The following is a 14067-nucleotide window of genomic DNA, read 5'->3' as shown; positions in this document are numbered from 1 at the left end:
GGCTGCTGCTTGCGCGGCAACGGCCGGCTTGCGTTCGGGATCCTCCACAGCGGACACGGTGAATACCACGGTGGTGCCGTCCGCAAGGTGCGGAATCAGTTCCTCCGCCGTGATATTGGTCGCGTTCACTTGTCTGTTCCTAATCCGTAGTAGGCGGTAGTTCTTCCGGCTCGTAAAGGGGTCCCTCCCTGAGAAGACGGTCGAGCACGCAAAGGATGTTCTCCTCTTCGACGCGTTGCTCTTCGAGGCTGCCATGGACGACTTCGGAATAGACGCCCGCGCAATCAGTGCGCGGGCGATCTCTGGTGCCAACCGCGTCCCCGGGAACATCAGAATCCTGAACCCGTGACCACCACCCGACTGACAACCGAAACCGGCCGTCGGAGCGCGACCGTCACCGTCTCGTGCTTTTCGCTGGCGAGCCTGACATTCTCGGCTTCGCAGTCCCTCGTCGCTCCCGCGCTGGGGACCATCGCGCACGATCTCCACGCCACCACCGGCGATGTCAGCTGGGTGCTCACGGCATACCTGCTCGCGGCCTCGATCCTCACACCGGTTTTCGGCCGCCTGGCGGACATCATCGGCAAGCGTCGCGTGCTGGTCGTGACCTTATTGGAAGGTCGACATGAGATGGGCCAGAAGGAGTGCTGGTGCGTCTTCCTGCAGTAGGTGGCCGGCGCCTTCGATCCAGTGCAGCTCGGCGTGCGGGATCCGGTCGTGCAGCCATCGCGCGTGATGGGGTGGGAGGATGTGATCCTCGGTGCCCCAGATCAGGCGCGTCGGGATGGCGATCTCGCCGAGCAGATGCTCGTACTCCACCGTGTGGTCCTGCTTGATCTGGCTGTACTGGCGGTAGAAGGCGGCCTGGCCGGTTTCGCCGCGCCAGGGGGCGAGAAACGCGTCGAGGACTGCTGGTCGGTAGCCGATGTTCGTGGCGTGGCGCATGTGACTGGCGACCAGTTCCCGGTGGGCGTAACCCGGAAGCTGACGGAACACCTCGGCGTGTTCCAGGATGAGCTGAAAGAGGCCGCGTTCCCACTCGCCGCCGCTCACGGCGTCGAACAGGATGAGGTCTCGGAAGTTCGCCCCTTCCAGCAGCATGCTCCGCAGCGTGACCGCGCCGCCGATGTCGTGGGCCACGACGCTGGGGTGGGACAGTTCCCAGTGGTCGAGGAGCCGGGCGAAGTTCCGCGCGTGCGCGGCCAGGCTGAGGTCTTGGCCCTCGCGTTGCTCGGACTGGCCGAAACCGAGCAGGTCGAATACGTAGACCCGCCGCGTTCGGGCGAGTGCCGGCGCGAGGTCGCGCCAGAGGAAGGACGAGTACGGAGTGCCGTGCACGAGCACGAGCGGCTCCCCGCTACCCAGGGCCGTCCACCGGATCGTCCCGCCCGGTGTTTCGAACTCGTTGTCCAGGGACCAGGTCATGGTTCTCCTACACTGATCTGTGAAGTCACCTGTCGGAGGCTAGGTATACAGAACTGTGAAGTCAACGGGAGTGGTGATGAGCACCGACACCGGCCCGGAGCAACCGCTGACGCCGGGCGCCCAGCGGATTCTCGACGTTGCCTCGGAGCTGTTCTACTGGCACGGCATCCATGCCACCGGCGTCGACACCATCGCCGCCGAGTCCGGCGTGACCAAGCGGACCCTCTACGACCGGTTCGGGTCGAAGGACAACCTCGTCGCCGCCTACCTGGGCGCCCGGGACCGGCGCTGGCGCGACATGGTCACCACCCGCCTCCAGGACGCGCCCCCCGACCCCGTGGCCCGCGTACTGGTGCCGTTCGACGTGCTCCCCGACTGGCTCGCGCCGAGGACCCGAGGCTGCAGCTTCATCAACGCCTTCGCCGAGTTGCCCCACCCCGACCATCCCGGCCGGCGAATCGTCGTCGCCACGAAGGCGTGGTTGCGCGCCCTGTTTCGCGACCTGCTCACCGAGGCGGGCGCAGCGGATGGGAACGTCGACACGCTCGCCACGCAGTTGCTGAGCCTGCACGAAGGCGCCATCGTCAGCCACGCCATCACGAACGACACGTCAGCTGCGGCTGCCACGCGCGCCGCCGCGAAGATCCTCGTGACCGGCGCGCTACCCGGCCCTCTGGTCGATCATCCCTTGTCCTCCTAGCTGTTGGTGGCCTGCGGATCACGAGGGCACACCGGTGCAGCCGGGCGAGAGAATCATCATCTGATTGTCCGGCTCGGGGGCGGCGGGGCCGGGCGATCTCACCGTCCACTATGGATGGTCGAGGGCGGCGGGCCTGTCGGAGATCACCAGCTCAGGGACGGGCCCGATACTGGCTCAGTCCCTGAGCTGACTGTGACGCGGAATGGGCGATGGCCGAGCCGTCGGGGTCAGCGCACGGTGATGACCAGTTTGCCCGTGGTGTGTCCGGTCTCTCCCAGGGCGTGAGCCCGGGCGCCTTCGGTGAGGGGGAAGGTGCCGGAGACGTGCGCGCGGAGCTTTCCCCGGTCAGCGAGTCGGGCGACAGCGCGGATCCCGGCCTGGTCGTGCTCGACGAGCAGAGTGACGGCGCGGACCCGCGCCTTCTCCGCGGCGGCCTGGGTGTCTTCGGCGCCCGGTACCAGGGACACCAGGATCCCACCGGGACGGAGCACGCCCACCGAACGGGTCGCGGTTTCCCCGCCGAGGGCGTCGAGGACGACGTCGTATCGCTGTTCGGTGTCGGTGAAGTCCTCAGTGCGGTAGTCGATGCAGGCATCCACGCCGATCTCGCGCAGGAAGTCATGTTTGGCGGCACTCGCGGTGCCGGTGACATACGCGCCGCGCTCCTTGGCGATCTGCACCGCGAGATGACCGACACCGCCGGCCGCGGCGTGGATCAGCACCCGTTGCCCCGCCCGAAGACCCGCGGTGTCGACGAGAGCCTGCCAGGCGGTGAGCGCGGCCAGCGGCAAAGCGGCCGCTTGGACATGGTCGATCCCGGCGGGCTTGGCCGCGAAGGCGCGGGTGGGACCGGTCACGTACTCCGCGTGGGAACCGGCGCCGTAGGGGTACGGCAACATGCCGAACACCTCGTCACCGGGCCGGAACAGGGTGACGCCGACGCCGGTCCCCACCACGGTGCCGGAGACGTCCCACCCCAGGGTCATCGGCGGTGGCGGCAGGAAAATGTGGTGAGCGCGGTGTTTGAAGTCCGTGGGGTTGAGTCCGGCCGCGTGCACGGCGACAAGGATCTCTCCCGGGCCGGGCGTGGGCCGCGCGAGCTCGGTCAACCGCAGGACCTCGGGGCCGCCAAGGGCGGTTTGGTGCAGGGCGAGCATCACCGGGGTGCCCGTGGAGCCGGGGTGTTCGGCGGTGTCGGTCGAAGTCATGTCGTCATCCTGGCCGGACGCCCCGACTCGCGACGATGGCAAGGAGGTCATCTTCCGATATGTTCTTGCCATGCCCCCCGACTTTGTCGTCCGCGATGTTCCCTGCGCCGGCAGCACTTTGCTCGCCCGCGCTCCGTCGTCCCGGGCCCGTGACCTCGCCGACCGCGCGACCGAACTCGACCGCCGGATGCGCCGCCCGCGGCCGGACGTCCACAAGGTCGTCGTCCTTGTCCTCGACGGCGTCTACCCCTTCGAACTCGGCATCCCGCACCGAGTCCTGGGATCAGCCGGTGGCCGTTACGAGGTGTTGTCCGCGAGCGTGGACGGACAGCCCGTACGTACCGACGCGGACTTGACCGTCACCCCCGGACACGGTCCCGAGGTACTGCCCGAGGCGGACACCCTCGTCATCCCCCCGTACGCGATCTCCCCGGCCTCGGCCGCCGCCCCGGACACGCGGGCCGTCGCAGCGCTGTCCCGCGTGCGCCCCGGCACCCGTCTGGTGTCCATCTGCACCGGTGCCTTCCTGCTGGCCGCGGCCGGTCTGCTGGACGGGCGGCGGGCCACCACCCACTGGGCGCTGGCCGACTACTTCCGGGAACTGTTCCCGCAGGTCGAACTCGATGCCGGCGTGCTGTTCGTCGACCACGGTGACGTGCTGACCTCCGCCGGGGCGGCGAGCGGGGTCGACGTCTGCCTGCACCTGGTGCGCCAGGACCACGGCAGCGAGGTGGCCAACCAGGTCGCCCGCCAGTGCGTCATGCCACCGTACCGGGACGGCGGGCAGGCACAGTACATCGAACAGCCCGTGCCGCCGGAGAGTGCGACCGGTACCGGGCCGACGCGTGACTGGGCGCTGCAGCGCCTCGAATCGCTGCTGTCGCTGGACGAACTGGCCACCCACGCGGCGATGAGCACCCGTACCTTCGCCCGGCGCTTTCGAGACGAGACCGGCATGAGTCCTGGCCGCTGGCTGACCCAGCAGCGGCTGCGGCGGGCGCGGCACCTGCTGGAGTCCAGCGACCTGCCGGTGGATCGAGTCGCCCACGAGGTTGGCTTCGCCACCGCCACCTCGCTGCGTCGGCACCTGGCGGCGGAGACGGGGGTCGCCCCGTCGACCTACCGGCGTACCTTCCGCGCGTCGGACCCGGGTCCGGGCGCGACCGGGTAAAACTCGACACGGATCGTCACCACCGGATCTGGGCCGGAGCCGATCACGGGATCGACCCTCGCAGGAGGCTGACGAACGAAGCACTGCCCAGTGCGGCGGGCTTGAAAACCGACTCGGTGCTGCCCTTAGCGGTTATGCGCCTACTCGCCTCGCGGACCGGAGACGACATGCTGCTGGGCCCAGTTGGCGAGTTTGGCACGGGACAGGCCATGGAGCTTTGCGTCTCCACCGTTTTCAGTGTTTCCGGCCGAGTCCGACGTACACGCCGCCGAGGTGGGGGTTGTGGTCCGGGACATCCTCGGGGTCGGGGTGCCAGAGTTGCACGGGCACGATGCCGGGCGGTTCGAGGGCGAGTTCGGTGAAGAAGGTTTCTATCCGGTCTGGTCCGCGCAGGTAGACCATTGGTGGTTTGGCACCGAACAGCTTGTCGGCCATGGCGTAGCCGGCGGTGATGTCCCGGGTCTGGCTGAAGTGCGAAATCCCCAGGTAGCTGCCGGGGGCGAGGGCGTCGATGTAGCTGGATATGATCGCGTCGACGTTGGTGCTCGGATTGTCCGAGTCGGGGATGTGGAGCAGCGTCTCGATCAGCAGTACCGCTATGGGGCGTTCGAAGTCGAGGAGCCGGCGGGTGTCGGCCGCGTTGAGGACGTCGGTGGGGTTGCAGAGGTCTGAGCACAGATAGGCGACGTGGTCGTTGCCCGCGAGGCGCTCTCGGCCGATTTCGACGATGGATTCCTGGTTGTCCACGTACACCACCCGGCATTCCGGGTTCTCGGCCTGAGCGACATCGTGCACGTGACCGTGTGTGGGAATCCCGGAGCCGAGGTCGAGGAACTGTGTGATGCCCTGTTTCACCAGATAACGCACCATGCGGCCGAGCATTGCATGCTGAGCCGCCACGAGATACGGGATGTGTGGGGAGACGACGCCGATATATTCGTCGAAGCTCGCATCTTCTACGGTGAGAGGCACAGTTCCCGTCACTTTGTACTCCGCGGTCGTGGAGGCCTGTCGGCGAGAGAGCCAGAGTTCGCGCACCCGAGCGATAGTCTCCGCGCCGGCTGGCTGAGACGGCGCGACAGGTGGCGTCACGGTCGGTCTTCCTCCTCGAGAGCGATCCAGCTGCAGGTGACGGAGCGTTACCGCGACGGAGATGATACCGAAGTTGAGCAGATGCGGCGGTGTCAGGCCGATCGTCTTTTCGTTGGCGCGGTTGACCTGCGCGTCGGTCCGCCAGCTCCACGATGTGCTTCTGACGGAGGTGTCCACGGCCTGGGCACTGAGCGCTCATTCTTTGTGACAGTGGGTGATCCGAGAAGAGCGGTGGCAGATTTTCGATGTCCGCCGGGGCGGATCGGCTGGACGGTGTGTGAGGGACGGTGATTGGGGTCAATGAGTTCGCAGACAACATGCCGTACCGTTCCATCCGCTTGTGGTTCACCGCGGGCGCAGAGGTCGAAAGATTTCCAATCCGTCCTTTCCTCCTCGTGGTTGAAATGGTAGTCGTCTCGAATTGGCGGCCTGATGCTGGAAAATCCAAGTGGATGATCGAACAGGTGGAACAGCGCCGAATGTCCTTCGGGGAGGGATCGGAAGGCAGAATGCTGTCTTCGTCGTGGTTCGGTTTGCCGTCCCGCGCAGCCTGCGTCATACGGGCCACGAGCAGAGTCAGTGCCGGCCGGTGCCCTTGTGTGTCAACCAAAGTGCTGAACGGTTTGTCAGGGCCGTCCTCGGCGAGCGATCTGGACTTCCCCACAATCCGGCGTTACGGTGATCAGGTGCCATCAGCGAAAGGGTTCGCTAGATCTGTGTGCCAGCGTGACTACATCGCCCGCTACGGACATCACTTCCCGGTGGACAGCCTGCCGGCCCGAGGCCGGCAGGTGTGATGGAGGTCGCGCCGTGCCCGACACTGACGTTTGCCCGCCATGGTGAGTCGCGACGCCCCGAGATCGTGGGGGAGCCCGAAGAATACCGGGGCCTGAGCGACCTCGGTCGCGATCAGGGCCACCAACTCGCGACCGAGTTGGCCGCCGAGCATGAAATCCAGCCATACACCGACCTGTATGCCTCGCCACTGCCTCGCGCGCACGAGACCGCGCTGATTGTGGCCCATCGGCTCGATCTACCGGTGACGGTGCACCAGGGTTTGCGCGATCCGGATTACGGTCAGGCGCAGGGGCGGCGCTGGGACGAGGTGATGGCGCTGTCCACAGGATCTCCCATCGACGGTTTGGATTACCGGCTGGCCGAGGGGGCCGAGACGTGGCGGGAGTACTGGATCCGCGCTACGGCCGCGCTGACCGCGATTATCGAGCACAGCGGTGGGCAGGTGGGCACCGGGCGTGGTGGGTGTCGCGCAGGCCGCAATGTGATCGTGATCGGTCACCGCGAAACCGCTGCTGTGGCCGCGCTCCTCTTGCAGGGGCTCACCGCCGAGGACAGCGTTCGAGTGGATTACGACCTGGCTCACGCCGGGTTTTCCCGGTGGCAATACCGGCCGGTGCGGGGTAGCCGTTCTCATTACTGCTGGGCGCTGCTCGGATCCAACAAGCGCCCGGCGTCGCGCGCTGCTCCGGCCGGTCGGAGTTGAGCTTTCCAACCCCACAACGGAAATAAGCTTCCTCGCCGTTTTCAGCGGCCCACGCGAGACCAGGGATGGCGATGTTCGAGGCACAGCAGCCGGAAGGTACCGGCCCGGGACGGTCCAGCTCCGCCGGGTTCTACGACAGCCTCCTCGGAGGTTCGCACCACACCGCGGCCGACCGACAACTCGTAGAGATTGCCCTGCGCGGCACTCCTCACCTTCGCGAATGGGCACGACAGAACCGGGCCTTCGCGCTACGTGCCGCGCAATACTGCTGGGCCCAAGGCATCCGGCAATTCCTCGATCTCGGTGCCGGAGCGCCCGCGCCCGAGCCTGGCGCGCTCCACGAAGTCCTTCCATCCGCACGTGTCGTCTACGTCGACAGCGATCCCCATGTGGTCAGTGCCCTGCGGGAGACCTACGCCGGTCAGGAGTCGCTTGCCTGCGTGGAGGCCGATGTCCTCGACCCTGCGTCCGTGCTGACCGACCCCGACACGCGCCGACTCATCGACGCCTCTGAGCCGGTCGCCGTCTTGATGATCGCAGTGCTGCACTTCGTCGAGCGCGACGAGGATGCCTCCCGGTGTGTCGCTGGGTTTCGCGAGTGGATGGCCCCTGGGAGTTACCTCGCCCTGAGCCACGGCACGATCGACCCGGACACCGTTGTCCCGCCGGACAGGCAGTTCATGGCTCGCTACGCCGCCACGGCGACGTCACTCACGCCCCGTTCCAGGGAAACGATCGTCGAGTTCTTTGCGGGCTTGGAACTTGTGGCGCCCGGCGTCGTGTACCCGCCCGACTGGCATCCCGGCAGCGACGACAGTCCCAACGCGCGCGCCCGCCGCGGAAGTCTGGCCGGCGTCGGACGTAAGCGCGCGGCGACAACATAATCCCCGCAGCTTTCCTGCTACGACGCTGGGCGCATGCCGCGTGAGGGGGTGCGTAGCCGTCGGGGTACCAGCAGAACCTCCCTTCGCCTGCGGGCAGGGCCTACGGTGAAGGGGTGGCCACGATCGACCTGCGCACCGAGATCAAGGAATTCCTGAGCTCGCGTCGCGCGCGGATCGCGCCCGAGCGGGCCGGACTGCCCGCCTACGGCGGCAACCGCCGGGTCAAAGGTCTGCGCCGCGAAGAGGTAGCTCTGCTGGCAGGGGTGTCGGTCGACTACTACGTGCGTCTGGAGCGCGGCAACCTCACCGGCGCCTCCGACGGGGTGCTCGACGCGTTGGCCTCGGCCCTGCAACTTGACGAGGCCGAGCGCGATCACCTGTTCCACCTTGCGCGGCAGTCCAGGGCGCCCAGCGGTCCACGCCGCCGGCGACCCGCCGTGACGGTGCGCCCGGCGCTTCAGCAGGTGCTCGACGCCATCACCGATGCGCCGGCTTGGATTTGCAACGGCCGTTATGACGTCCTGGCCATGAATCAACTTGCCCGCGCGCTGTATTCCCCGATGCTGGCCGACACGCGACGGCCGGCGAACACCGCGCGGTTCGTGTATCTGGATCCCGGAGCGGCAAAAACCTTCTTCGTCGACTATGACCGGATCGTCTGCGATGTGGCCGCGAAGCTCCGCATGGAAGCCGGCCGCAATCCGCACGACGAGGAGCTGGTCGCCCTGGTCGGTGAACTGTCGACACGCAGTGAACTGTTTCGGCAGCGGTGGGCATCTCGGGACGTTCGGCTCCACCGGTCCGGACGCAAGCGTGTGCACCATCCGGTAGTGGGCCGGCTCGACCTGGACGTCGAGTCGATGGAGATGCCTGCCGAACCCGGCCTGCTCCTGAACGTCTACACCGCGCCCACCGGCACGGCGAGCGCGGACGGTCTAGCCCTGTTGGCGTCGTGGGCGGCTAGCCAGGAGAGGCTACCGACCGAGATGGTCGAGTGGGGTTGATTTCGCCCGGACCCTGAACCTTCTTCAGCCGAACATTCATCAAAGGACATAGCGAACCATGCACTATAATCAGTTCGGCCGCACCGGCCTGTTCGTCTCCGAATTGTGCCTTGGCACAATGACTTTTGGTCAGGCCGAGGGGAATATCTACGCGGCTATCGGCCATACGCGGCAACACGAGGCGGACCGGATTCTCGGTTCCGCGCTCGACGCCGGGATCAATTTCATCGACACCGCCAATGTTTACAGCACCGGTCAGTCGGAGACTATCCTGGGTCAGGCGCTGAAAGCCCTGAGCGTCAAGCGTGAGGACGTGGTCATCGCGACCAAGGTGCTCGGCCGCATGGGCGATGGGCCGAATGACGCCGGTTTGTCGCGCCGGCATATCCTGGATCAGGTCAAGGCCAGCCTGAAGCGGATGCGGATCGACCACATCGACCTCTACCAGCTTCACGGCTGGGACGCGGCAACGCCGATAGAGGAAAGCCTGCGCGCGCTGGATGATCTCGTGCGGCAGGGCCATGTGCGCTATATCGGCGTTTCCAACTGGGCGGCCTGGCAGATCACCAAGGCGCTGGGCATTTCAGAGCGGATGGGTTTGGCCCGGTTCGACTCGTTACAGGCATATTATTCCCTCGCCGGCAGGGCGCTGGAGCGGGAACTGGTGCCCATGATGGAATCGGAGCGGGTGGGCCTCATGGTATGGAGTCCGCTGGCGGGTGGTTTTCTGTCGGGGAAATACAGTCGCGAAGGCGCGGGCGACGGACGGCGTGCGAGCTTCGATTATCCCCCGGTGGACAAGGAGCACGCCTTCGCGATCATCGAGGCCATGCGCCCGATGGCAAACGCGCGCGGCGTTTCAGTCGCGCAGATAGCGATAGCGTGGCTGCTGGCGCAAGAGGTGGTGACGAGCGTGATCATCGGCGCCCGGCGGATTGATCAACTGGAAGACAATATCGCCGCGACCAAAGTCGTGCTGAGCGCGGAAGAACTCGTCACCCTCGACAGCGTCAGCGCGTTGACCTCCGAATACCCGGAGTGGAGTTTCGCGATGCAGCGCGCCAACCGCTCCGCGGTGCTCTCAAGCCAACGCCCAGCGGTTGGTTCGACCCATATGACCGGTTAACCTGCGGGCGCGCGGCAAGGCAGCCTCGCGCAGACAGGCGGTCGCGCCCCGGCATGAACCCGGGGGCCACGACGTCGGAATCGACACCGCCTGCGGTGCCGCCACGTCCTCGCGATAGGGAGGCCGCAGCCTCACGGCTGTGGTCGCCGCTCTGGCGCTGCGAGATCATGTTGGGCGTCGGCCGGCGGCGCTCGGACGATTTCGCCGGCGGACTCAACATCCGACGGGTCCCACCGCGTTTACCGGTGTGCATACGCCCGAACCACAGAAGGGAGCATCGAGTGCCGGACGGCTTCGACGAGTTCGTCACCGGGCGACTCGACCGGCTGCTGCGGTATGCCACCGCGCTGACCTGTGACCCGCACCTCGCGCAGGACATCGTTCAGGAGGTTCTGCTGCGGGTTCAGCGGCGCTGGGCGAAGATCGCGTCGCTGGCGGCCCCGGACCTGTACGTACGCCGCATGGTGACGAACGAGTACCTGTCCTGGCGCCGTAGGCGGGCCACCCGCGACGTCTCCGTCGAGCACGGCGCGCTGGACGAGATAGGGCAGCCGGTGCGTGATCCCGCGATCTCCTACGCCGAACGCGACGCGATGCGAGCGCGGATCGCCGTGCTGCCGCGCAAGCAGCGGGCGGCGATCGTGCTGCGTTACTACGAGGACCTCACCGATGCCGAGATCGGCGAGGTCCTCGGCTGCGCGCCGGGCACCGTGCGCAGCCACCTTTCCCGCGCGCTGAGCACGTTGCGCGCGGCCGTCGACCATCTTCCGGAATGGACCGTGAAGGAGGCCCTGTCATGACCGTCGACCGGACCGAAGCGATCATCCGCGATGCACTGGCCGCCGAGGCCGGGCGCGCCGTCGATTCGGAGACCGTGCTGGCCGAACTGCGCCGCCAGGGTGGTCGTCTGGTGCGCCGCCGCACACCGCTGCTGGTGGTGGCCACGGCCGTGGCCGTCGCCGTGGCGGCCGTGACCGCGGTGGTCGTGCCGCGACTGCTGAACCAGGCGATCGTCCCGGCGGCCGCCGGCGCGGCTGCGGGAAGCCAGAACGTGCTGCTGACCGGACTGGACCTCACCGGCAACGCTGATTCGATCGTGCTCGCCCATCTCGGGAAAGACGGTACCGGCGCCCTGATCTCGCTCCCACGGGACAGCTGGGTCGACGTTCCCGGCGCCGGGCAACTCAAGCTGTCCACGGCCTACAGCCAAGGCGGGACAGACAAGCTCGTGGCGGCGGTGGAAGGGCTGACCGGCGCGCACGTCGATCACTACGCGACGGTCGACATGCGCGGCTTCGCCCAGCTGAGCACCGCGGTCGGCGGCGTGCCGGTGTGCCTGAAGGCCGCCGCGCACGACCAGTACTCGGGCGCGTCGTTCCCCGCCGGACCGCAGACCGTGCAGGGCGACACGGCGCTGGCGTTCCTGCGGCAGCGGCACGGCCTGCCGAACGGGGATCTCGACCGCGTCGCCCGGCTGCGGGCCTTCCTGGGCTCCCTGGCGCACAAGCTGACCGGCCAACTCGGCGACCCGCAGGTGGTGAACAGCCTGATCGAGCGGGCGCGCAAGGACGTGCACGTCGATCCCGGGTGGGACCTGCTCGCCTTCGCCGGACAGTTGCGCGGCCTGCACTCCGACCAGGTGCGCTCGGCGACCATCCCGGTCGGCGACCAGATCATGCAGGGCGGCGTCGCGGCGATCGGCGTGGACGCCGCACAGGTGCGTTCCTCGGTCACCGCACTGCTGAACGACGAAAGCCCGTCTCCGGCCGGGAACACACCCGGCGCGGACGGGGCCACCTGCGTCAACTGACCAGGCCCTGGTCGGCGGAGCGAGGACCTCGGGCGGGAACCTGACACCTGCGAACGGGCAGGGCGACTGCCCGGAGGGCGCGCCGGCGGCCCCCCTCGCACCGCCGGCCGCCCTGAGTGTCACCGAGCGAGAGGTCGCCCGGCTGGTCGCGACCGGAATGACGAAAAGGCAAATCGCGGCCAGGCTCATCGTCTCCATCGAGACGGTCAAGACCCACCTCCGGCACATTTTCGACAAACTCGCCGTCCAGAACCGCGCCCAGGTCGCGGCCCTGACCGTCACCCGCGGCACCGACTCGCCCGGCTGAGGTACGCCCTCGCGATCGCCTGCCGCAGCAGGCTGATGCTCGTGCCGGCCTGGTCGGGCACGCGCGGAATCACCGCGGTCGCGCAGGGCGACGAGCGTGCGCCGGTACCGACGAACGGGCGGGGCTGATCGGGGGAACTGCGGCCGCACCGGCCCGTAGCGAGCCGGAAGTGGTCTATACCTTTGGGACCTACTCCCCGACAGCCGGAGTGCCCGATGCGTAGACGCGTGTCCCTGGCGAGTTTGTTCGGCGCGGCCCTGCTGACGCTCACTGCCTTCGCCCAGCCCGCGGTGGCGGCTCAGAGCACAAAACAGCTGGCCGACGTCATTCCCGTTCCAGTACAGGCAAAACCCGATCCCCGAGCCGACTTCCGGCTCACCCCGGCGACGGTCATCGTCGCCGACCGCGACGCCCGGCAGGTCGCCGACTACCTCGGCGGACTGCTGCGGCCCGCCACCGGATATCCGCTGCCCGTCGTCCCGTTCGCGGTGAGCCCGAAGATCGAACTCGACGTCACCAGGACGGCGCAGGTCGGCGACCAGGGCTACCGGCTCGACGTCACCCGGCGCGGCGTCACCATCCGCGCCAACACCACCGACGGGCTGTTCGCCGGCGTGCAGACCCTGCGCCAGCTGCTGCCCGCCACGATCGAGGCGAAGACCGTGCGGCACAGCCGGTGGGTGGTGCCGGGCGGCAGCATCACCGACTACCCGCGGTTCGGCTACCGCGGCGCGATGCTCGACGTGGCCCGCCACTTCTTCACCCCGGACCAGGTGAAGCTGTACATCGACCAGATCTCCCAGTACAAGATCAACACGCTCCACCTGCACCTGGCCGACGACCAGGGCTGGCGCATCGAGATCAAGAGCTGGCCCAACCTCGCCCGTTACGGCGGCAGTACCGAGGTCGGCGGCGGCCCGGGCGGCTACTACACCCAGGCCCAGTACAAGGACATCGTCGCGTACGCGGCTTCACGGCACATCACGGTCGTTCCCGAAGTCGACATGCCGGGACACACCAACGCGGCGCTGGCCTCCTACCCGGAGCTGAACTGCGACGGCGTCGCTCCGCCGCTGTACACGGGCATCGAGGTCGGCTTCAGCTCGTACTGCGTAGACAAGGACATCACCTACAAGTTCCTCGACGACGTGATCCGCGAGCTGGCGGCCATCACCCCGGGCAGGTACCTGCACATCGGCGGCGACGAGGCGCATTCGACCGCCGAGGCGGACTACCTGAAGTTCGAAGGCAAGGTGCTCCCGATCGTCGCCAAGTACGGCAAGCTCGCCGAGGGCTGGAACGAGATCGTCAAGGCGAACCCGCCGCTCACCGCGATCCCGCAGTTCTGGGGTATCAACGGCCAGGACGACGCGACGGCGGCCGCGGCCGCGCGCGGCAACAAGATCCTCATGTCGCCGGCGAACAAGGCGTACCTGGACATGAAGTACAACCCCGACAGCCCGCTCGGCCTGCACTGGGCCGGGTACGTCGAGGTGCGGGACGCCTACGACTGGGACCCGGCGACGACCGTGCAGGGCGTGAGCGAGCAGCAGGTCGCCGGTGTCGAGGCGCCGTTGTGGTCGGAGACCCTGATCAACAACGACGCGATCGAGTTCATGGCGTTCCCGCGCCTGCCGGGCATCGCCGAGATCGGGTGGTCGCCGCGGTCGACGCACGACTGGAACACCTACCGCGAACGGCTGGCCGACCAGGCGCCGCGCTGGGTGCAGGAGGGCATCGACTTCTACCGGTCGTCCCAGGTGGACTGGAAGTAGCGGTACTGGGACCGGGTGAGGCTGACCGCGGCGACGCTCGTCGCGGTCAGCCCCCGGTTCCGGA

The 14067-nt window shown here is 67.6% G+C and carries 14 protein-coding genes; 11 read left to right on the top strand and 3 right to left on the bottom strand.

Annotated features, from left to right (window positions below; translation table 11 throughout):
• Window positions 1-345 precede the first annotated feature (345 nt).
• On the top strand, window positions 346-669 hold the full coding sequence (locus ACFSXZ_RS36290; protein WP_378270581.1) for an MFS transporter: 324 nt from the start codon (window positions 346-348) through the stop codon (window positions 667-669).
• Here ACFSXZ_RS36290 and ACFSXZ_RS36285 read toward each other — a convergent pair.
• The gene (locus ACFSXZ_RS36285; protein ID WP_378270580.1) at window positions 610-1425 is read right to left on the bottom strand and encodes an alpha/beta fold hydrolase; all 816 of its coding nucleotides are present in this window, start codon (window positions 1423-1425) and stop codon (window positions 610-612) included. The genes ACFSXZ_RS36290 and ACFSXZ_RS36285 overlap by 60 nt on opposite strands.
• A gap of 76 nt (window positions 1426-1501) precedes the next feature.
• Between ACFSXZ_RS36285 and ACFSXZ_RS36280 the strand changes: the two genes are divergently transcribed.
• The gene (locus tag ACFSXZ_RS36280; RefSeq protein ID WP_378270579.1) at window positions 1502-2125 is read left to right on the top strand and encodes a TetR/AcrR family transcriptional regulator; all 624 of its coding nucleotides are present in this window, start codon (window positions 1502-1504) and stop codon (window positions 2123-2125) included.
• A 227-nt stretch (window positions 2126-2352) separates the two neighbouring features.
• On the opposite strand, the gene ACFSXZ_RS36275 is transcribed toward ACFSXZ_RS36280, so the two are convergent.
• Complete coding sequence (locus tag ACFSXZ_RS36275) at window positions 2353-3282, bottom strand: NADP-dependent oxidoreductase (protein ID WP_378270743.1); 930 nt, start codon at window positions 3280-3282, stop codon at window positions 2353-2355.
• A 121-nt stretch (window positions 3283-3403) separates the two neighbouring features.
• Between ACFSXZ_RS36275 and ACFSXZ_RS36270 the strand changes: the two genes are divergently transcribed.
• Window positions 3404-4504, top strand: a complete 1101-nt coding sequence (locus tag ACFSXZ_RS36270; RefSeq protein ID WP_378270578.1) for a GlxA family transcriptional regulator — start codon at window positions 3404-3406, stop codon at window positions 4502-4504.
• A 234-nt stretch (window positions 4505-4738) separates the two neighbouring features.
• Here the strand turns inward: ACFSXZ_RS36270 and ACFSXZ_RS36265 are convergent, their stop codons facing one another.
• Window positions 4739-5773, bottom strand: coding sequence for an SAM-dependent methyltransferase (locus tag ACFSXZ_RS36265; protein WP_378270577.1), 1035 nt, complete (start codon window positions 5771-5773; stop codon window positions 4739-4741).
• 619 nt (window positions 5774-6392) lie between these two features.
• On the opposite strand from ACFSXZ_RS36265, the gene ACFSXZ_RS36260 reads away from it, so the two are divergent.
• From ACFSXZ_RS36260 to ACFSXZ_RS36225, 8 genes are all read left to right on the top strand, one after another.
• Window positions 6393-7097: a histidine phosphatase family protein gene (locus ACFSXZ_RS36260; protein ID WP_378270576.1), complete on the top strand. Its 705-nt coding sequence runs from the start codon at window positions 6393-6395 to the stop codon at window positions 7095-7097.
• A gap of 71 nt (window positions 7098-7168) precedes the next feature.
• Complete coding sequence (locus tag ACFSXZ_RS36255) at window positions 7169-7981, top strand: SAM-dependent methyltransferase (RefSeq protein ID WP_378270575.1); 813 nt, start codon at window positions 7169-7171, stop codon at window positions 7979-7981.
• Between the two features lie 113 nt (window positions 7982-8094).
• Complete coding sequence (locus ACFSXZ_RS36250) at window positions 8095-8985, top strand: helix-turn-helix transcriptional regulator (protein WP_378270574.1); 891 nt, start codon at window positions 8095-8097, stop codon at window positions 8983-8985.
• 58 nt (window positions 8986-9043) lie between these two features.
• On the top strand, window positions 9044-10111 hold the full coding sequence (locus ACFSXZ_RS36245; RefSeq protein ID WP_378270572.1) for an aldo/keto reductase: 1068 nt from the start codon (window positions 9044-9046) through the stop codon (window positions 10109-10111).
• Between the two features lie 281 nt (window positions 10112-10392).
• The gene (locus ACFSXZ_RS36240) at window positions 10393-10911 is read left to right on the top strand and encodes a SigE family RNA polymerase sigma factor (RefSeq protein WP_378270570.1); all 519 of its coding nucleotides are present in this window, start codon (window positions 10393-10395) and stop codon (window positions 10909-10911) included.
• On the top strand, window positions 10908-11921 hold the full coding sequence (locus tag ACFSXZ_RS36235; RefSeq protein WP_378270569.1) for an LCP family protein: 1014 nt from the start codon (window positions 10908-10910) through the stop codon (window positions 11919-11921). Before ACFSXZ_RS36240 ends, ACFSXZ_RS36235 begins: the two co-directional genes overlap by 4 nt.
• Window positions 11922-11928: 7 nt before the next feature.
• A complete protein-coding gene (locus ACFSXZ_RS36230) occupies window positions 11929-12228 on the top strand; it encodes a response regulator transcription factor (RefSeq protein ID WP_378270741.1) in 300 nt (99 codons plus the stop codon).
• Window positions 12229-12443: 215 nt separating this feature from the next.
• Window positions 12444-14003, top strand: a complete 1560-nt coding sequence (locus ACFSXZ_RS36225) for a beta-N-acetylhexosaminidase (RefSeq protein ID WP_378270567.1) — start codon at window positions 12444-12446, stop codon at window positions 14001-14003.
• Window positions 14004-14067 lie beyond the last annotated feature (64 nt).

Source organism: Amycolatopsis pigmentata (genome assembly GCF_042684065.1).
Lineage (GTDB): Bacteria > Actinomycetota > Actinomycetes > Mycobacteriales > Pseudonocardiaceae > Amycolatopsis_E > Amycolatopsis_E pigmentata.
The sequence above is the reverse complement of the archived record's forward strand: the minus strand, read 5'-3'. Positions and strand labels throughout refer to the sequence as shown.

Excerpts from the sequence above, each read along its gene's own strand:
- ACFSXZ_RS36285 (WP_378270580.1), bottom strand. The coding sequence starts at position 1,425 with ATGACCTGGTCCCTGGACAACGAGTTCGAAACACCGGGCGGGACGATC.
- ACFSXZ_RS36280 (WP_378270579.1), top strand. The coding sequence starts at position 1,502 with ATGAGCACCGACACCGGCCCGGAGCAACCGCTGACGCCGGGCGCCCAG.
- ACFSXZ_RS36275 (WP_378270743.1), bottom strand. The coding sequence starts at position 3,282 with ATGCTCGCCCTGCACCAAACCGCCCTTGGCGGCCCCGAGGTCCTGCGG.
- ACFSXZ_RS36270 (WP_378270578.1), top strand. The coding sequence starts at position 3,404 with ATGCCCCCCGACTTTGTCGTCCGCGATGTTCCCTGCGCCGGCAGCACT.
- ACFSXZ_RS36260 (WP_378270576.1), top strand. The coding sequence starts at position 6,393 with ATGGAGGTCGCGCCGTGCCCGACACTGACGTTTGCCCGCCATGGTGAG.
- ACFSXZ_RS36255 (WP_378270575.1), top strand. The coding sequence starts at position 7,169 with ATGTTCGAGGCACAGCAGCCGGAAGGTACCGGCCCGGGACGGTCCAGC.
- ACFSXZ_RS36245 (WP_378270572.1), top strand. The coding sequence starts at position 9,044 with ATGCACTATAATCAGTTCGGCCGCACCGGCCTGTTCGTCTCCGAATTG.
- ACFSXZ_RS36235 (WP_378270569.1), top strand. The coding sequence starts at position 10,908 with ATGACCGTCGACCGGACCGAAGCGATCATCCGCGATGCACTGGCCGCC.
- ACFSXZ_RS36225 (WP_378270567.1), top strand. The coding sequence starts at position 12,444 with ATGCGTAGACGCGTGTCCCTGGCGAGTTTGTTCGGCGCGGCCCTGCTG.